This is a genomic window from Chryseobacterium joostei, from assembly GCF_003815775.1.
GTDB classification, from domain to species: Bacteria; Bacteroidota; Bacteroidia; order Flavobacteriales; family Weeksellaceae; genus Chryseobacterium; species Chryseobacterium joostei.
Map to the genome: position 1 here is coordinate 2,519,255 of NZ_CP033926.1, position 18,551 is coordinate 2,537,805.

Sequence of the window (18,551 nt, forward strand, 5' to 3'; positions counted from 1 at the left end):
AAATCTTCAAAGTAAAGAATATATAAACATGCTTGAAGTAGATCATTGAAGTGAAGCGCAAAGAACCAGATGGAATCCCAGAAATGATGTAACCATCAGCGACCGAAACAAGTTAATATAGTAACTATTTTACTTTTGTTGAACGTTTTTTTGTATAAATATGGTTTCCCGTAATGTAATAATATTTTGATATTTTAATTTAGCAATACATTAATTAATAAGATATAAATATATTATAAGAAAATAAATATTCATTAAAATAAAACATCTTTTAAAAAGAGTAATTACGAAATTTTTATTTGGGGTATAATTTTGCCGTGACTAATTTTAAATTAATAATTATGAGTTATAAAAATTTGCAAACTTACAATGAGATTCTAGAACAGTTAGAAAAAAAAAATAGACAAAAACATTTATTATTTGGAAACGGGTTTAGTATAGCATACGACAACTCTATTTTCTCGTACAATGCTTTAAGTAAGTTTATTGAAGAAAATGGAAATAATTCAGTGAAAGATTTATTTAAAACTTTAAGTACAACAAATTTTGAATTAATTATGAGACAACTTGAGAACTTCTCAAAAATTGCACATATTTTTAGTGACGATAAAGAAACACAAAATAGGATTAATGAAGTTATTACTGAACTGAAAAAAAGTTTAATTGATGCCGTAACTAAGTTACACCCTAACCACGTTTTTGAAGTTCCAGAAGAAAAAAGTAAGGCTTGTATTAAATTTTTAGAAGAATATTTATCAAAAGGTGGTTACGTCTTTTCAACAAATTACGATTTATTATTCTACTGGATATTAATGAGAAATGAATCAAGATTTATAGTTGATGGTTTTGGACGTGATTTAGAGACAGATTTATACCATACAAAAGATATTAATGACTTGGATTATTCTGAATTACGTTGGGGAAAATATCGCAACGAACAAAATGTTTTTTATTTGCATGGAAGTTTACCAATATTCGATGATGGAATAAATATTGTAAAAGTTCAATATGACAACGAACATTATCTTTTGGAAAATGTAAAAGAAAGAATTACAAGAGGAGAATATCCAGTTTTTGTAACTGCTGGTGATGGAAATCAAAAACTAAATCAGATTACTCATAATAAGTATTTAAATTTTTGTTTAGATAAAATAATGAGTATTGAAGGCTCATTAGTAACATTTGGTTTTAATTTTGGTGAATATGATGAGCATATAATTGATGCCATAAATATAGCTGCAAAAAGAGGAAAAAGAGGAGGAAATAAACTGCATAGTGTTTATATTGGTGTTTATTCTGAACAAGATTATAACTACATTTCAAGTATTTCTGATAAATTCCAATGTAAGGTAAATATCTATGATGCTAAAACTGCGAATATTTGGTCATAAAACAAAACTGAAATTGGTTAAGTAAATGATTAGTTAAATGTAAAGAAGAACAAAATTAAGCTCCCAGCTATGCCAATGGGTGGTGGAATGCCAGTAATGATGTAACAACATGTCATTGAGACAAATTTAATATATTAATCGCTCTGCTTTTGTAGGGCAGTTTTTTGTTTAAATCATGGTTTTCTGTAAGGAAAATAGTATATTTATATTTAATGATTAACAAATAGATAGCTAAAAACAAAATAACATTAGCGCAATTATATATATTGTATTTTGTCGCAATGCGTAAATGTGGTTGTTAGCTGGCATATTATAAAAACAACATAATGACCGATAGTAGAGATTCAAAAAAACAAGAAAAAATTGAAAAGCCTTTAGAAAAGAAAAAATGTGGAATTATTATGCCTATAGCATCAAATCCAGATTATCCAAAAGAACATTGGAAAGAAGTTTTAAATATATTAGTTGAAGCTGTAAATGAAACTGAATTTGAAGCAAGGTTAGTTAGTGATGATGTTGCAATTGGTTTAATACATGAAAGAATTGTTAATAATATATATAATGATGATATTATTATTTGTGATGTTAGTTCTAAAAATCCAAATGTAATGTTTGAATTAGGAATGAGACTAGCATTCGACAAACCAACTATCATAATTAAAGATGAGAATACAGGATATTCATTTGATACAGGTGTCATTGAACACCTAAATTATCCATCATCATTACGATTTAATAAAATTGTAAGTTTTAAAGAGGAGTTAATAAAGAAAATTAACGCAACGTATCAAAAATCTCAAGCTGAAAAGAACTTTTCACCATTTTTAAAAAGTTTTGGAAAAACAATCGTTCCAGCAAAAATACACCAAACTGAAATCCCGGAAAGCCAATATATTATTGACAAACTTGAAAGTTTAACGAATGAAGTACAATTGTTAAGATTTAATCAAGGAATTGTCACAGAAAAACAGGTTTATTCATCTTATTCTAGGAGAAGATTTGTAAGAAATGTAATAAAAGAAATACTTGATGTAAATAGGCATATTGATAGAGAAAAAGCTTGTTCAAATTCTTTCATCAAATTATTTAAGGAAGAAATAATGGAGCGACATAATTTTGAACCGACAAATGAAGAGATTTCTTCTGTTGTTAATAACTACTTTGACAACTTACCCAAAAAAGATACTTCAATTGACAATGAGAAAAATCAAAAATAATATGTCAGCTAACATTGTATTGCCAAAATGCAAGACTAAATTTTGAATTGAAAATTTGATTTTCTGTAGTAAAAAAACAAAGTCCCAGCTCTCGCTAGGATTTTGTTTTATTTTTATTTTTAAATTCTTTTTGTAGAGATTCAATCTCACTTTCAATATTCTTTAATTCTTTATCAGTTAGCTTCGTAAATAAAAGCAACATATCAATATCAAAAAAATTGCAAAATTTAACAATATTTTCTATTGTTGGATTAGTTTCAGCTCGCTCAATTCTACCAACATGATTACTTGATAGATTAAGTTCATTTCCAAGTTGGAACTGTGAAAGACTCCTCTTTAGCCTATGTAATTGAATAAGCTTGCCAATTTGAAATTTTAATTCTTCTATATCCCATTTATACATTTAGTAAATTTTGGGCTTTCTAAAGTTTTTCACCAACACATATATGTGTTGTATTATTTTTTTTTATTATATTTGTACAATAAGCTACAAGAAATGTAGCTTTGCGATACTTCAAAGAAATATAGAAGCTATTGCTTAGAGTCTTGTACTAGAAAACTGGTAATTTTTAAAGCAACAAGATGATAAGTATGAAGCTCACGACCTAGGCGTGGGCTCTCTTATCTGTTGCACGGTATACCAGTACCTCTAGTTCAGATATTGTAGAGTCCCATGCCGTTTTTATTTTCATGCTGTTCTGCTTTTCTACAATCATCTTTTTCTAAGCCCGTTTTACCACATAAAGTATCATGATATGTTACAATGGGGTGTACAATCCATTGCGGCCTTAGGGCTTTTAGAAAAACACAAATTCTATCATATTATTTTTGGTTTGTATGGGCAGGAAGCTCAACCATTGCCAGAGCTTCCTCCTTTACAGCCAGTAAAAAACAATTAGTATTTAGCACAGAAGAATGACAATACAATTCTGCTTTCATTGATATCATGAAATTTTCATGATGCAACAAGAACTATGCTCAATCCGATACAAACATGAATGATGAAAAAGAAATTGATCACAAAAATACAAACCCATGAAAAAGACCAGAACATACTTTGAGCCCCCATACAGGCCAGTAAGTAAAAAGCGCTCCGGATTACAGCTGATGGAGACCTATTTTCAGATGAATGACCTTGCTGAATCTAAAGAACGGTTACACAATATTATGAGTTACGCGGTAAAGAGAAATAATTGGATCAATGAAGATCCGTTGATCATCTTTCAGTTTCATCAGTCGATGAAGTCGTTTGTGCAGGCTTGCTATCTCATCATGCTGAAAGAAAGGAAATGGGCCATACATACTCAATTAGAAAATATTTCTTCATGGCGTCTTGGCCTGCTTTCGGAAAAGGAATACCAAAATCCTCTGCTGGTTTTCAAAAAAGCGTTCAAAGAATACAGCATCAAGGAATTTGATTATTTTATGTCCGGAATGGTTTATTTATCATTAGGTGTCTACGATAATCTTCCGGAAAGGAATATCATAAATCCGTACATCCACCTGATTAAAATGCTGGATGCAGCGTATCTTATTCTTGAAAGAAGAGAGAAAAAATAATTTCACATTATTAAACAGACATGCACAATTTACTGATTAATATAAAGAAGAATAATCACATCCTTTCATATATTTTTATTAAGAAGTTTCATATATTTGATAGTTAGCCATAATTCCAAACAAATACTTCACAAATGGCACTTTACTACTACACCACAAAAGACAAAAATTAAACCTGAAAATAAATCTAAAAAATAATCATGGCAGAATACACACTACCCTACTTTGGACAACTTTCAACAGACAACGTAGAAGAATATTATGATGTTAATATTGATTTCAATGGAAATGAAATTCAAGTAGATTTAAATTTTGAAAGTGAGAGTACTGACGGAACAAAGCTGGATCAGGTAAAAAACTATCTTGAAAACATTGAAAAATTTAATAGATTAGCTAAAAGCTACATTCTGGAAGACTATCACAATGAAGAGGGGGACACTGTAAAATTTTATTTGGAGCACCACCTTGAAGAAGTTGAGCAGGAAGAACTTTCAACACTTATCAACTTTGATGATGTAACCGTTGAACCAGAAAAACAACTTTTAAAAAAATTAGAATTAGTTAGAATCGGACTTTATCCTGACAATGAAGAGGGTTTTGCCATTTTAGATTATTCAATCGGAAAAGAGATCACCAATTATCTGGTTGTCATCAATACAGATCAAAACGGGCAATTGGATTATATGGCAATGGAAAGCTAAATACTCCCCTATTGATGTCTAGAAATAATTTTTAAAGATATTTATTAATACTAAACCGCTATGAAAATCAGAGCGGTTTTTTTTTGGCCCTAAAAATTCTTTCTCGATTTAGAAAATTTCAATAATTCTAATTCTTTCAAATAATTATTAATATTATTTTAGCATGATAAAACTACAAAATGCTCATCGAAAATAAAGGAATAAAAACAAAAACATTCTACATACCACCTTTCGAGTTAGACGCAGGGGACTTTGTCGTTATATATTTATACAATGGATACCATTTCTACGAAACAGAGATGTTCCTTAAAGATATTTTTTGTGGTAACACGAGGGACCAAGATGTTACAGTTCATAAAAAATTGACATTTGTTGAACATTTTATAGAGCCTACTCTTAGACGACTTTTTTATCCTGTAACCGTAGGAGAATATTTAAGAAAGAATGCAAATTTAGACAGTCCCTATGCAAAAAAGATCTATGAATTTGAATGGATCAATGAAAAGACAAAACTAAATACACTTCCGGGTAATCCAAGACGTCTACTATCATTATACTCTACCCTTTCAAAAACGGACAACATTATTTTTGATATAGTTGGGGTAAGTCCACAAGATGCAAAAAAGATTTATAAAACCGTGAAAGAGATTGTGCAAAAAGGAGGATCAGCAATTTTACTCGATGGTTTTAATGATATGAAAAATGATTGTACAAAATATGTTGAGCTGCAGTGGACTCCAAAATAGATCAGCAAGAAAAAATCAATATGATACTTACAAATGAGTAACAATATTAACAAATATATCTATGATATTTAAATAGTCCGTAACTAAAACTCCTAATATTTGTATTTTTATAGTAATATTCAAATTTCTTAAAATCAATAAATTTTGACAAGCAAGAAAACATTACGAATTATCCTTTTAATGATTTTCATTCTATTTATGTCGTGTCATAAAAAGGAAAATAATACTGTCAATTTTGAGAAAAAGGTATTTGATGATATTTTCATACCAACAGTTGATTCAACTTTGATTGATATGAGGACCTACATTGGATTTCAATATTCCGAAAAACAACGGGACTCCATTCAAAAAGATACTTTAAATCGGGTTGTTGCGTTTAATACAGTAAACTACATGCCTCCAATTGACTTTTCAACCGGCAGTACTCAAAAGTATAAACCAGCCAATGATTCTATTTGGAGTTTTAGTCTAGAAAAATATAATTCCTCGAAGTACAAGTTTAAAAATGTTTCTGAACAGCCTTTTACAGATGAATTAACCCAGTGGCAAAAAAAATATCCAAAATTTTCTGGGAGTTTAAGTTTTTCTAAAATTTATTTTGATGAAACAAGGAAAACCGGAGTTTTTGAAGTCACTTATTTTTGTGGTTCGAAATGTGGAGTTGGATATCAGGTCCATATCAAAAAAATGAAAAATAAATGGAAAATTATAAAGGTTGAACATACCTGGATTTCATAAAAAAAATGATGCTGGACCTACAATAGAACACTTTTCATATCAAATATTATAGCTAAAAAAATGCAAAACAAAACAATCATTGATAAACTCGCATGGATAGAATTAAAAGATAAATCCATTCTCTCCACAAAAAGCTACGGAAAAGATAAATATTATATTCCAGGAGGAAAAAGAGAGACGGGAGAAACGGATGAGCAAGCTCTAGTTCGCGAAATATGGGAAGAATTAAATGTCACAATTGATAGTAAAACATTGCATTATATCGGAACTTTTGAAGCCCAAGCCCACGGACATGCAGATGGTATTATCGTAAAAATGACCTGCTATTCCGGAGAATATTCTGGAGAGCTAAAAGCCAGCTCTGAAATTGAAGAAATGAAATGGCTTAATTATTCGGACAAAGACAGGGTATCTGAGGTTGATAAAATAATTTTTGACAGTTTACATCAGAATAATTTATTGGACTAATTTTCATCATTTCACACCTGAATCATATAAAACCCTGCCAATAACACAATCTAAAAAACATTAGCCATTAACCAAAACACAACGAACACCATGAAACAAAAATTTTTCGCATTATTTTTTTTACTGTCCTTTTTCGCATTTGGGCAGAAAATTAATTTCAATATTAAATATTCTGAGCAGTTAGCCGTATTTGTTTTTATACAAAACCTTTCTGATCACTATCCGGAAAACGTATTTAAAACAGAGTTCAATCAATCAAAATATAATACTCAAAAATATAAGGATCTCATTTCAAACTTTGATAAGTTGCCTATCGACTACAGTTATTCATTTGATGAATATCCTTATGGCTCAAAAATCCCCATGCAGACGAGAGATATTCTGAAAAAAAACCTTATTGAGACCAATAATTTAAGTGATTTTAAACTTCGCTCCATCGGAATTCTTCCTAATGCGACAATACATAGCCTCGCTGAAGTTATTTCAGTATTTACGCCTATCTATAATGAACTTATTTACATTCCGAATAAAGAAAAATTTGAAGCTCAACTGAAAGCTATGAGTACATATTCCGGTGAAAAAAATATGGAATCTTATTTCCAAACAGGTTTGATTTTTTATAATTCAAGCTGGGATCCTACTATCCCTTTTGAAATTGCATTGTATCCTTTGCCCAATTCAACAGGCTTTACGGCACAGGCTTTTTATAACAATTTTATAAGTGCCGTTCAAACGAACCTAAGAGATTATAAAGATCTGTTCAGTGTTATGCTGCATGAAACCTATCATATTCTTTACGACGAACAGTCTCTGACGGTGAAAAATGATATTGCCCAAAATTTCAAAAAGAATCCATCAAAACACAGCAATTATGCTTATCAATTAATGAATGAGTCTCTGGCAACCGCTTTAGGAAACGGATATGTTTATGAGAGTTTAAATGGGAAAGCCGAAACCGATCATTGGTATAACAGCAAATACATAGATCTGATGGCAAAGAAAATATATCCTATGGTAAAAGAATATATTGCTCAGAAGAAACCTATGGATAAAAATTTTATTGATACTTATATCAGGCTTTATGAGGAAAATTTCCCTGGGTGGATCAATGAGCTAGACCACATTATGACTTACAGATATATATTGTCTGAAAATAAAAAAGATTTTAATACCATAGGCCAAATGTATCCCGCCCGTTCAAGCGAGGAAGCCGAGACTGAAATTTCTATGCTCACTATTGAAAAAATGAAAAAAACACCTTTAACAAAGATTATTATTGTATCACAAAATAATAACGAAACACTTAAGTTAATTAAGAGCCAGTTTAAGGAGTTAAAGCAATGGAAATTTACACCTGACAAAGAATTCCAGTACAAAATTCTTTTGGACGATAAAAGTCAGCTTCTGATCATTAATCAACAAAAATCAAGTCTTCAAACTCTTTTTGCAAATTTCAAATAGAAATCTTACCAATTAACAAAATATGAGCATCCAGGAACAAATCCAAGAATACATTGCCAGCCAGCCTGAACCCAAACGTGCAGATATGCAAAAACTGCATCACATGATTCTGGAACTTATGCCGGAATGTAAATTATGGTTTCTGGATGGTAAAAACAGTGAAAATAAAACGGTTTCCAATCCCAATATAGGCTATGGGCTTTACAACATCTCCTATGCTGATGGAACAACCAAAGAGTTTTATCAAGTCGGAATGAGCGCTAATACAACAGGAATCTCGGTCTATATTATGGGTATTGATGATAAAACCTATCTATCCAAAACTTTTGGAGAAAAAATAGGCAAAGCAAGCGTGACCGGATATTGTATTAAGTTCAAAGCATTGAAAGATATCAACATTGAGGTACTTGAAGCTGCCATACGATATAGAACTGAACAAAAGTCATAATTTTAAAACTAATTTCTAACAATAACATACTCCATCCATTACAATGGCAAAAAAACTTACCTTATTTTTCATTTTAGGTCTATTATCAGTTCTTATCGGATTGATCTTTGCCGTCGTTGCATTCAATAGTGTTTCTGCGGTGGATGGACTGGCAGGAATTTATGCGCTATTCGGGCTTATTCCTGTAATAATAATCATTATATTGGACAGGATTTGTGTCTGGAAATTCGGCCCTAAAAAAGTCAATAAAGTACAGTTCTACATCGCTGGAATATTTATTTTACTTTTTATCCTTAACTGGATAAGATTACAACTTCAATAAAAAACTAAATAACTTATGAACGTAAAAAAATTACTTAAGGTAATAGGAATCACACTGGGAATCATTGTATTATTTCTTATAGCCAGCAACTTTATATGGCTCAACGAAAGAGAGAATCTTCTTTACAAAATCCAGCAATATGCAACTTATAGCAAAGAAGACTGGAAGAACTACGAAACAAATGAGAAGTTACTGGCCGAGAACCCCGTAAGTACCAACCAAACAGATGTAGCAGCACCGGTAGTAGATTTTCATCCCTATGATGTCAACCTCTTAACGCCAAGCGCAAAGGAAGAAGAGTTAAAAAAAATTCAGAATGCTCACTTTGAAAACCTAGTTCCGGCCAAAAATAAACCGTCTGATGATGAAGCTCAGGCTGCTTTAATCAGGTTGACAAAGGGACGTTTAACTGATGTCATTATCAATCAAAAACTGGATATAAAAATTGGAAAATGCTACGAGAACCCAAATACAGAGGGGAATTTCAACTGTGTAAGCTGTATGATCTTATTGTATAACAGGGATAAAAAAGATTGGCAGGAAGCTCCTGACGGGGATAACTTTTTATCTAATTCCTATGATTTTTATCAGCCCTCTGAAGGAGATATCTGGGAAGCCAAAGATTTATCAATCATGATTCCATATGATTATGATCTGATCAAAAAATATGAAAAAAAGTAAAAACACCAATGTCAAACGCAGAAAAAACGATTGAAGAAATCAATGTATTTCTAGAAAAATCAATGTTGAAAACTTCTAAAACAACTAAAGAAGAAGTCATTAATTATATTGAAGAAAAATGGAGAGAAGCCGATGATGAAAAGTATAATAATTATACGGCTTATATTATAATTAACAGAATGATCCAGGAATATATCTGGAAAAAGGATTTCAACAATATGATGAGATGGCTGGAAATTTCAGATCTCCATAAAGCATCTCAGAACAATGCTCTTTATATCCGGAATTATTATGCAGGCCAATGCTGTCTGGAATGTGGCAATGAAGAAAAGGCACTTGAGTATTTTAATTTATGTTATGCAGAAAATCCTGATTATATTTTTTCCCGTGCTCCTTTCTGCTATGAATTTTTTAATAAACATCTTGAAAACCCCAGAGACTTATCTCAAAGTGAAATTCGTGAATATGAATCCATTGACTACCCTCCACTCAACTTAGAATATTGGCAATCTTTTTTCGATGAAAAGGATGAAGAACTGAGCTATGAAATATTGGATGAAGATGATGATTATGCTGAAGAACCTACCCCAGAGCAACAAAATGGCCTTGATTATTTGCAGGAAAACCAGAAAACAATCTTAGACAATATCCTGAATGAACTTTTGAAAAAATATCCGGAACTGCAAAAAATATATGATTATTCCGAAAAAGATAAGGTTGATTTCATGCCTGATTTAAAAGATATTCAAGGCTTTGCATCTCTTTTATCTCCCAATTGTTTTTACATCACATCTATAATTAAGGATAATTACCCCTACATTGGGATTAGTTTTTCCTGTTCTTGGGATGATGAACACGGCTTAGGAATAATGACTCATAAAGACAGGATAATTGAGATTGGAGGTGCAGATACTGCCTTTAGTAGCTGGGCTGTTGAAGAAGATCTATAAACTAGAAGATTATTTATGCAAATAAAATATCACCATCTCCTCTCCCTCCTACTCCTACTTTGTCTATGTTGTAAGGAAAAAATACAGGATGAAAACAGGTTTGTGATCTATCAGGTCAATCCAAAAAAACAGAATTTAAAATTTTACTGGAAAAATGATAAAAATGAGATTCTGAAAAATATCGATCACTTAAAAAATGAAGTAGAAGCCAAAAATGAAAAGCTTGTATTTGCCATGAACGGCGGAATGTTTGAACCTGATCAATCTCCGAAAGGTCTTTATATCGAAGATTTTAAAATCCTGAAATCCATAGATACTCTGCAGGGTTCGGGTAACTTTTATCTTCAGCCTAATGGGGTATTTTATGTGAACCAAAACAATCAGCCGGGAATTTCTGAAACAAAAAAATACATTCAAAATACAGGAATCAAGTATGCCACTCAATCCGGCCCCATGTTACTAATGGATGGAAAGATAAATCCAATCTTTCAAAAAGATTCTAAAAATCTGAATATCAGAAACGGAGTCGGAATTCTGGAAAATGGGGAAATTATTTTTGCTATGTCTAAAAAAGAAGTCAATTTCTATAGCCTTGCAGAGCTTTTCAAGGAGATGGGCTGCAAAAATGCGCTGTATCTGGATGGATATGTTTCAAGAGCATATCTTCCTGAGAAAAACTGGATACAGAAAGATGGAAATTTCGGAGTCATCATAGGAGTTACAGAACCAAAATAAAGGTTGATGATCATTAAAAATTAAAATATTCTTACCTTTAAAACTCTTATTTAACACTCAATTACTTAGTACTTACCATGAAAAAAATAATATTAGACCTTGCCACAACATTAGACGGATTTATTGAAGGCCCCAATGGAGAAATTGATTGGTGCATTATGGATGATGACATGGATTTTGAGGGCTTCATCTCAGGTATTGATACTATTTTCTATGGAAGAGTAAGCTATGACGCATGGGGAAATTATCGTCCCGATGAAAATGCTGAACCGGAAGAACATGACTTCTGGAAAACCATTCATTCAAAAAAGAAATATGTCTTTTCAAGCCAAAACCGGGAAGATGAAAATACGATTTTCATTCATTCTGATCTTGTAGAAAAAGTTTTAGAAATAAAAAAGCAAGGCGGAAAAGATATCTGGCTGTATGGAGGTGCAAGTCTTATCAAAACCTTTATTCAAAACAATTTGATTGATGTTTACAGAATTTCCGTTCATCCGGTAGCCTTAGGGAAGGGGAAGCCTCTTTTTGAAGATCTAAAGGAAAGATTAAATTTAAAGCTCGTTAAGACCAACGTATTCAAATCCGGTGTTGTACAGCTTATTTACCATCCATAAAATATAAAACCGAGAAATAGTAGATGAAGTAAAAAAAGCATGGCGCTGAATTTTTAAATATAGCCTTTACAGTTCTATATTATTTAATTTTAATTATTGGCATATCTACTTATAGCTCATATCAATCCAATAAAAATTTTCATAATTCTTCTTTACAATTAAAGACCTATCCTTAGCATTATGCACGAAATATTACAATATATTGAAAACAAAAATTCAAAAAATGGATTTAGACTTAATGCTCCCTCTCAAAAAAAATATTGGAATTAGAAAGTAAAATTGGCTTTAAGTTACCTTATGATTTTATTTTATAGTTTATGTGATGGTTTTGAATGTGATGAGGATATTTTCAACTTCTTATTTATTAATACCATTTTAGAACGTGGAAATCAGGATGATCAATAGTTTTTGCTTGCAGAGTACATTTTTTTTTCAGACTTCTGGAAATTGAAATAACATCTGAAAAATTGTTGTTTTTTGTATTGTCTTTTTTATTAATTTCGACAGTATTCTAATCAGCTATCTTACCCATAGTCAAATCATTGGAAGCACAGATCATCATTAATAAATTGTATATGAAGTATTTTTTCATTTCCATTCTTCTCTGTTCAATAAACCAGCTTGTTTCAGGCCAGTCCCGACAGGATTCATTGGCTATAAAACAGGCAGCGCTGGATTATATTGAATCCCAGCATACCCCAAACGCATCCAGAATGGAACGTGCTTTACACCCCAGAATGGTAAAAAGAACTTTCTGGAAAGATAAAGCCACAGGTAAAGATTATCTCCGCGAAACCAATGCAGAATCCATGATTTTACTCGCAGAAAGCTATAATAAAAACAAGGATAAATTTCCTGCTTCTCCGAGAAAAGAAGTCAAATTTCTTGATATTTCTGAGAAAACAGCTTCAGTTAAATTAATCGCTGATGAATGGATTGATTACATGCATCTTACGAAGCTGAATGATACATGGAAGATTGTCAATGTTCTTTGGCAATACAATGATACCCAACGACAAACCAATTAAAAGCAACTGCCATGCCTCATTTTATCATAGATTGTTCACAAGATATTCTCCTGAAAAATAGTCCTGAAGAGATTATGGATGCTGTATACAAAGTTGCCAATTTCACAGGTTTATTTGCCATCAATGACATTAAAGTAAGGCTGCAACCATTCCAATATTACCGTTTGGGTGACCAAAAGAAAAACTTCATACATGTCTTCGGATATATTATGGAAGGACGTAGTACGGAGCAAAAGGCCAATCTATCTAGGCAGATCAGCATCCGGCTCACAGAATTATTGCCGGATATTTCCTTTCTATCTGTGAATATCAGTGAATTTGAAGCTGCAACTTACAGCAATAAAGCACTAGTCAATCCTGAAAATAAAAATCAGGACCGTCATTTTGGGCTTTAACTTTATTTGAAACCAACACAATAGTAATAATATGAGCTTAAAAACATTAATCAACAAAACCGTTCAGTACAATAATTGGGTAGTCAATAAATACATCGACTGGCTATCCACAAAATCTGATGAACAACTCAATCAGGAAGTAATTTCAAGCTTTCCGACCATTTTAAAAACCCTGCATCATATTTGGCAGACACAGGAATACTGGTGGAGCCACATTGCTGAAAACAACGACTTCGATTTTGCCAAAACAACTGCTGAAACCGGTAAGGAAGAGATTTTTAGAAATATCAAAAGTAATTCACAAAAGCTGGTGGATTATGTGGAAAACTTATCTGAGGAAGATCTTATCAAAAATGTAAAAATAGAATCTCAATGGTTTCAGTGTGATTTTTCTAAGTATGAATACATCCAGCATGTCATTCTTCATGGCACCTATCATAGAGGACAGATTGTAACGATGGGAAGAAATGTAGGGATAACGGATGCCCCTATGACAGATTATAATTTCTGGAATATTTATAAGGATCAGAAATAAAAAATTCCCTTTACCATTTTCTATTGATTCAAATTTTAAAACAATGAATACAACTTCTGAAGAAACGACCATCTATTACCACGGTACCAAGGCAGATCTCAAGATTGGCGACCTCATTGAAGTGGGCTTCAGTTCCAACTACGGAACACAGAGAAAAGCAAAATATATTTATCTTACCGCAACGTTGGAAGCAGCAACATGGGGTGCGGAACTAGCACAGGGAGAGGGTAAAGAAAGAATTTACATGGTAGAACCCACAGGTTCAATTGAAGATGATCCTAATTTAACAGATAAAAAATTCCCGGGCAATCCAACAAAATCCTACCGTTCACAACATCCCTTCAAGGTTATCGGGGAAGTTAAAGAATGGCAGGGACATTCTCCGGAACAACTAAAAGTAATGAAAGATCATCTTGAGGAGCTTAAAAAACAAGGTATTGAAGCTATTGAAGACTGATTAATAATTCTTATTTCTAGTCTTTAATAAAAAATAAGTATATGGTTTTATTTACCCAGTCTGTTTATGAAGTAAAATATTGTGTGGATAACTTTTCTACACCCGACATTTTCTTACGAATAAAATGTGGATAACTTTTTACAGACAGAAAAAATAAAAACCAAAAGACTAATAAATAATATCTTAAATTAAAATAATTAATTCACATAACTTATCCACACTTATTTTTAATTTGTGGATAAATTATGTGAATAACTTTTTTATGATGATGATTACTTCTTGAAATTTATTAATTTACTCTACAGAAAACCCATCATTATGATGATTATAAAAAAATACAAACCAATAAGATTCCCCATGAAGCATATATTCATCATTTTATTTTCTTTTATGCTCTTGAATTGTAGTTCTCAACATGCTGAGAAGTTCAGGGCAAAGGAAATTTATAAATCCGAGAATCTGATTATTACCCAAATTTCTGAAAACTCATTTATCCACACTTCTTTTAAACAAACCAATGACTTCGGAAATGTTCCCTGCAATGGCCTCATCGTTAAAAACAACGACGAAACAATTGTTTTTGACACTCCAACTAATGACAAAGATTCTGAAGAATTGATACAATGGATTACCGGAACACTTCACTCTAAGATCAACGCTGTTATCCCCACTCATTTTCATGATGACAGTATGGGCGGGCTACAGGCATTTCACAATCATAACATTCCCTCCTATTCATATTCTAAAACCATTGAGCTTGGAAAGGAAAATAATTTTGTGGTTCCCAAAAACAGCTTTAATAATTTCATAACTTTAAAAGTAGGTAATGAAGAAGTGATTGCAAAGTTTTTCGGAGAAGGACACACAAGGGATAATACTGTTGGTTACTTTCCAAGCGAAAATATTTTGTTTGGAGGGTGTTTGTTAAAGGAATTAGAAGCCAGCAAGGGATATTTGGGAGACGCCAATGTTTCAGCGTGGTCCAGTACTGTTGAAAAAGTAAAAAAAGAGTATCCCAATGTAAAAATTGTAATTCCCGGACACGGGGAGTATGGAGATAAAAAATTACTTGATTATACCATTAAGTTATTTAAAACTCCATAAGAAAATGGTTGTGAAAAGAGAAATTTTTGTGCTCTGTAGCCATTTTTCACATTAACTTCTTTAAAAATACAATATCTGAGAAGTTTTCTATTGAGGGAATGATTTTAGCTATCCTCAATATTGTCTAAAGACTAAAAAAATAGACTACCATAAAAAAACTTAAATGAAGAACATACAAAGAGAAGACATTCAAATCCTTAACCGGCACAGCGATCTGAGCGAAAAAGATATCACCGAAATTCTTACAAATAACGTTTACAGCAGTAAAGATGCCTGGCAGAAGTTTCTTCGGTTTTTTCTTATCAGTCTTGGAATTGGCTTTACGGTATCCGGAATTATTTTCTTCTTTGCCTATAACTGGGCAGAGTTACCAAAATTTGCAAAGTTAGGATTAACAGAAGCATTAGTAATCGCAACAACTGGACTGGTTTTACTACCCAAAATTAACATCAACATCCGGAATATTATTCTCACCGGAGCCTCAGCCCTCGTGGGAGTTTTATTTGCAGTATTTGGGCAGATTTATCAAACCGGAGCTGATGCCTATGATTTCTTTCTGGCATGGACTATTTTTATAACGCTCTGGGTACTCATATCAGATTTTGCTCCTTTATGGCTTCTTTATGTGGCTTTAATTAATACCACTCTGGTTTTATATTCCCAACAAGTAGCAAAAGACTGGGATACCATAGATCTAAACCTCTTGCTTTTTGCACTCAATACAGTCATTTTGATTGGTTCTCTTCTTATTTCTCACTATAAAAAAGCAGTAAATATTCCCAATTGGTTTACTAACATCCTGTCTCTGGCTGTCGTTAGTATATCCACTTTCGGAATCTCTGTAGGAATTATGGATAGAAATGAAACATCATTATATCTTTTATGCTTACTGAGTGCTGGCGTATATGCCTTGGGGATCTGGTATGGCTTTAAAACCAAAAACAGCTTTTATTTTGCCATTATTCCACTTAGCATTGTTATTATTATTTGTTCATTACTCTTCCGTATAGCAGATAATGAATTTGTATTTCTCCTGGTTTGCCTTTTTGTAATTGTGAGCATTACCTTCATTATTAAAAATCTGATGGACCTTCAAAAAAAATGGAAAAATGAGAAATAAGGAAAATATAAAAAATTTACTGGATGATCTTCGTACGACAAACAGTAGAGAAATTCATTTTGATGAAGAAGCCATTATTGCGGCTTATCAGGAAAAAAGCACTGACCATCAGCCATTATCCGTCAAAATATTATCTATTTTCGGAGGGATAATGGCCTGTCTTGCATTTTTAGGCTTTATTTTTATTGCCCAAATCTTCGATTCTCAAATAGGACTTACCCTACTTGGAGTGATCTGTATTGCAGGATCCGCCTTTATCAGCAGGCTATCAAAAAAAACAATCATGGATACCTTGAGTGTCTCCTTTTTTGTTACAGGGTTCGCTCTTCTTGGCTTCGGCCTTTCCAAAGATGAAAATATCATCTATATTGTATTTATAATCTTGGCATTATGTACATTATTTTTTGTACAGAGCTATATCCTTTCCTTTATTTCAGTATTGATTATTAACGGATGTATTATAGCATTTGCAGCAGACAATAATATGTATAGCCTGTCTTATATTATTATCGCATTACAAGCCATTGCCACTACTTTTCTGTTTTTACAGGAAGCAAAAATCATAACAAAGAACAGAACGTTCTCCAAATTGTATGATCCGGTTAGGACAGGAATGGCATTTTCATTCCTATCTACACTTGCATCTCTGAGTTTGGAATCTCTTGTTCCCGCGCCCGTTGTTTACAACTGCATCTCTTCGGTTGTTATCGTTATGGCTATTCTTTATGTGGTAACGCTTTTATTCAAAACTTTACATATTACCAATACAACACACAAGAGCATTATTTATGTTCTTACTGTTTTACTTCTATCACCAACCTTATTAACGCCTACTATATCAGGAGCTATTCTTATTATTTTATTAAGCTTTTTTGTTAATTACAGAACCGGATTTGCTTTAGCCATTATTGCCTTGGTCTACTTTCTTGGAAAGTTTTACTATGACCTTCATTTTACATTGTTAACCAAATCAATACTCCTGTTCATCTCCGGAGTGATTTTTCTGGCAATTTATTTCTTCACCCATAAAAAACTGACAGCAGATGAAAAAATATAAATGGATTATCATACTCTTAAATCTGGTCCTGTTGCTGGTATATTTCAACTATTCGGTAGCAGAAAAAGAGACATTACTAAAGGATGGACAACATGTTTTATTAAAACTGGCTCCCGTTGATCCCCGCTCATTGATGCAGGGCGACTATATGAGTCTGAGATATGATATTTCAAGAAATATAGATGCCGAAAAGATTCCCAAACGTGGCTATTGTGTTGTAACGCTTGATACAAAAGGAATTGCCCAGGCCGTAAGATTTCAAAAAGATCCAACACCCCTGAAAGCAGGAGAGCATCTGATCAAGTATACTTCACCCAACCAATGGAGCATTAATATTGGGGCAGAATCTTTCTTTTTTCAGGAGGGGCATGCAGAAAAATATGAAAAAGCAGCTTACGGAGGAATAAGAACTGATAAAAATGGAAACAGTTTATTAGTAGGGCTCTATGACGAGCAATTAAAACAAATTAAATAAAGCAATCCCTTTTACAAAATTATAAACCTCTGCTATTGATTGAATACAAAACAATAGCAGAGGTTTTTATATTCATTGATAAAAAAATCAAAGAATCTTCTTCATATCAAAAAACTTCCCGAAATTAGCGGCCTGTGCATTAAATTTATTCAATGAAATAAAAATTTAAATTAAAACATACAGCAAAACTTAGTATAAGTTTTCTTCGGGGCAGGGTGAAATTCCCTACCGGCGGTTACAGTCCGCGACTCCTTTCTTTTGAAAGGACTGATTTGGTGAAATTCCAAAACCGACAGTTAAAGTCTGGATGGGAGAAGAAAATGAAACGAACAGTAAGAGTCCTTA

General features: G+C 32.4%; 24 protein-coding genes and 1 riboswitch. Of the genes, 23 read left to right on the plus strand and 1 reads right to left on the minus strand.

Annotation, left to right across the window (positions count from 1 at the left end; all coding sequences use genetic code 11):
• Positions 1–341: 341 nt before the first annotated feature.
• Together EG359_RS11470 and EG359_RS11475 are read left to right on the plus strand one after the other, a co-directional pair.
• Positions 342–1,391 (plus strand): DUF4917 family protein, encoded by a 1,050-nt coding sequence (locus EG359_RS11470; RefSeq protein WP_076354820.1) that lies wholly within the window; start codon positions 342–344, stop codon positions 1,389–1,391.
• 326 nt (positions 1,392–1,717) lie between these two features.
• On the plus strand, positions 1,718–2,608 hold the full coding sequence (locus EG359_RS11475) for a hypothetical protein (protein ID WP_076354822.1): 891 nt from the start codon (positions 1,718–1,720) through the stop codon (positions 2,606–2,608).
• Positions 2,609–2,702: 94 nt separating this feature from the next.
• Here the strand turns inward: EG359_RS11475 and EG359_RS11480 are convergent, their stop codons facing one another.
• Positions 2,703–3,011 carry a helix-turn-helix domain-containing protein gene (locus EG359_RS11480; protein ID WP_076354824.1) on the minus strand — a complete coding sequence of 103 codons (309 nt, stop codon included), beginning with the start codon at positions 3,009–3,011 and terminating at the stop codon, positions 2,703–2,705.
• Positions 3,012–3,363: 352 nt separating this feature from the next.
• Between EG359_RS11480 and EG359_RS22450 the strand changes: the two genes are divergently transcribed.
• The 21 genes from EG359_RS22450 to EG359_RS11580 all read left to right on the plus strand — a co-directional run bounded on the left by EG359_RS22450 (position 3,364) and on the right by EG359_RS11580 (position 18,206).
• Complete coding sequence (locus EG359_RS22450) at positions 3,364–3,507, plus strand: hypothetical protein (protein WP_164463063.1); 144 nt, start codon at positions 3,364–3,366, stop codon at positions 3,505–3,507.
• Positions 3,508–3,643: 136 nt separating this feature from the next.
• Entirely contained in the window at positions 3,644–4,168 is a 525-nt protein-coding gene (locus EG359_RS11485) for a hypothetical protein (RefSeq protein ID WP_076354826.1), read from the plus strand.
• Positions 4,169–4,368: 200 nt separating this feature from the next.
• Positions 4,369–4,869, plus strand: a complete 501-nt coding sequence (locus EG359_RS11490) for a DUF2004 domain-containing protein (RefSeq protein WP_076354828.1) — start codon at positions 4,369–4,371, stop codon at positions 4,867–4,869.
• 179 nt (positions 4,870–5,048) lie between these two features.
• Positions 5,049–5,615: a hypothetical protein gene (locus EG359_RS11495; protein ID WP_076354830.1), complete on the plus strand. Its 567-nt coding sequence runs from the start codon at positions 5,049–5,051 to the stop codon at positions 5,613–5,615.
• Between the two features lie 294 nt (positions 5,616–5,909).
• Positions 5,910–6,353 carry a hypothetical protein gene (locus EG359_RS11500; protein ID WP_123867372.1) on the plus strand — a complete coding sequence of 148 codons (444 nt, stop codon included), beginning with the start codon at positions 5,910–5,912 and terminating at the stop codon, positions 6,351–6,353.
• Between the two features lie 60 nt (positions 6,354–6,413).
• The gene (locus tag EG359_RS11505) at positions 6,414–6,821 is read left to right on the plus strand and encodes an NUDIX hydrolase (protein ID WP_076354834.1); all 408 of its coding nucleotides are present in this window, start codon (positions 6,414–6,416) and stop codon (positions 6,819–6,821) included.
• A 90-nt stretch (positions 6,822–6,911) separates the two neighbouring features.
• Positions 6,912–8,282, plus strand: a complete 1,371-nt coding sequence (locus EG359_RS11510) for a hypothetical protein (RefSeq protein ID WP_076354836.1) — start codon at positions 6,912–6,914, stop codon at positions 8,280–8,282.
• A 22-nt stretch (positions 8,283–8,304) separates the two neighbouring features.
• Positions 8,305–8,730, plus strand: coding sequence for a DUF1801 domain-containing protein (locus tag EG359_RS11515; RefSeq protein ID WP_076354838.1), 426 nt, complete (start codon positions 8,305–8,307; stop codon positions 8,728–8,730).
• Between the two features lie 43 nt (positions 8,731–8,773).
• Entirely contained in the window at positions 8,774–9,052 is a 279-nt protein-coding gene (locus EG359_RS11520) for a hypothetical protein (protein WP_076354840.1), read from the plus strand.
• 15 nt (positions 9,053–9,067) lie between these two features.
• Positions 9,068–9,733, plus strand: coding sequence for a hypothetical protein (locus EG359_RS11525; RefSeq protein ID WP_076354842.1), 666 nt, complete (start codon positions 9,068–9,070; stop codon positions 9,731–9,733).
• An 8-nt stretch (positions 9,734–9,741) separates the two neighbouring features.
• Complete coding sequence (locus EG359_RS22760; protein WP_076354844.1) at positions 9,742–10,683, plus strand: DUF6985 domain-containing protein; 942 nt, start codon at positions 9,742–9,744, stop codon at positions 10,681–10,683.
• 15 nt (positions 10,684–10,698) lie between these two features.
• A complete protein-coding gene (locus EG359_RS11535) occupies positions 10,699–11,418 on the plus strand; it encodes a phosphodiester glycosidase family protein (protein ID WP_076354846.1) in 720 nt (239 codons plus the stop codon).
• A 77-nt stretch (positions 11,419–11,495) separates the two neighbouring features.
• Positions 11,496–12,035: a dihydrofolate reductase family protein gene (locus EG359_RS11540; protein ID WP_076354848.1), complete on the plus strand. Its 540-nt coding sequence runs from the start codon at positions 11,496–11,498 to the stop codon at positions 12,033–12,035.
• Between the two features lie 575 nt (positions 12,036–12,610).
• Positions 12,611–13,063: a nuclear transport factor 2 family protein gene (locus EG359_RS11545; protein WP_076354850.1), complete on the plus strand. Its 453-nt coding sequence runs from the start codon at positions 12,611–12,613 to the stop codon at positions 13,061–13,063.
• An 11-nt stretch (positions 13,064–13,074) separates the two neighbouring features.
• The gene (locus EG359_RS11550) at positions 13,075–13,458 is read left to right on the plus strand and encodes a 5-carboxymethyl-2-hydroxymuconate Delta-isomerase (protein ID WP_076354852.1); all 384 of its coding nucleotides are present in this window, start codon (positions 13,075–13,077) and stop codon (positions 13,456–13,458) included.
• Between the two features lie 31 nt (positions 13,459–13,489).
• Positions 13,490–13,993 carry a DinB family protein gene (locus EG359_RS11555; RefSeq protein ID WP_076354854.1) on the plus strand — a complete coding sequence of 168 codons (504 nt, stop codon included), beginning with the start codon at positions 13,490–13,492 and terminating at the stop codon, positions 13,991–13,993.
• A gap of 43 nt (positions 13,994–14,036) precedes the next feature.
• The gene (gene arr, locus EG359_RS11560; protein ID WP_076354856.1) at positions 14,037–14,450 is read left to right on the plus strand and encodes an NAD(+)--rifampin ADP-ribosyltransferase; all 414 of its coding nucleotides are present in this window, start codon (positions 14,037–14,039) and stop codon (positions 14,448–14,450) included.
• Positions 14,451–14,807: 357 nt separating this feature from the next.
• Positions 14,808–15,554, plus strand: coding sequence for a CHM subclass B1 metallo-beta-lactamase CJO-1 (gene blaCHM / locus EG359_RS11565; protein WP_076355270.1), 747 nt, complete (start codon positions 14,808–14,810; stop codon positions 15,552–15,554).
• Between the two features lie 163 nt (positions 15,555–15,717).
• Complete coding sequence (locus EG359_RS11570) at positions 15,718–16,674, plus strand: DUF2157 domain-containing protein (protein ID WP_076354858.1); 957 nt, start codon at positions 15,718–15,720, stop codon at positions 16,672–16,674.
• Entirely contained in the window at positions 16,664–17,731 is a 1,068-nt protein-coding gene (locus EG359_RS11575; RefSeq protein ID WP_076354860.1) for a DUF4401 domain-containing protein, read from the plus strand. The genes EG359_RS11570 and EG359_RS11575 overlap by 11 nt, the downstream gene beginning before the upstream one ends.
• Positions 17,718–18,206 (plus strand): GDYXXLXY domain-containing protein, encoded by a 489-nt coding sequence (locus tag EG359_RS11580; RefSeq protein WP_076354862.1) that lies wholly within the window; start codon positions 17,718–17,720, stop codon positions 18,204–18,206. The genes EG359_RS11575 and EG359_RS11580 overlap by 14 nt, the downstream gene beginning before the upstream one ends.
• Positions 18,207–18,403: 197 nt before the next feature.
• Positions 18,404–18,529: riboswitch (FMN riboswitch) on the plus strand.
• Positions 18,530–18,551: the final 22 nt, after the last annotated feature.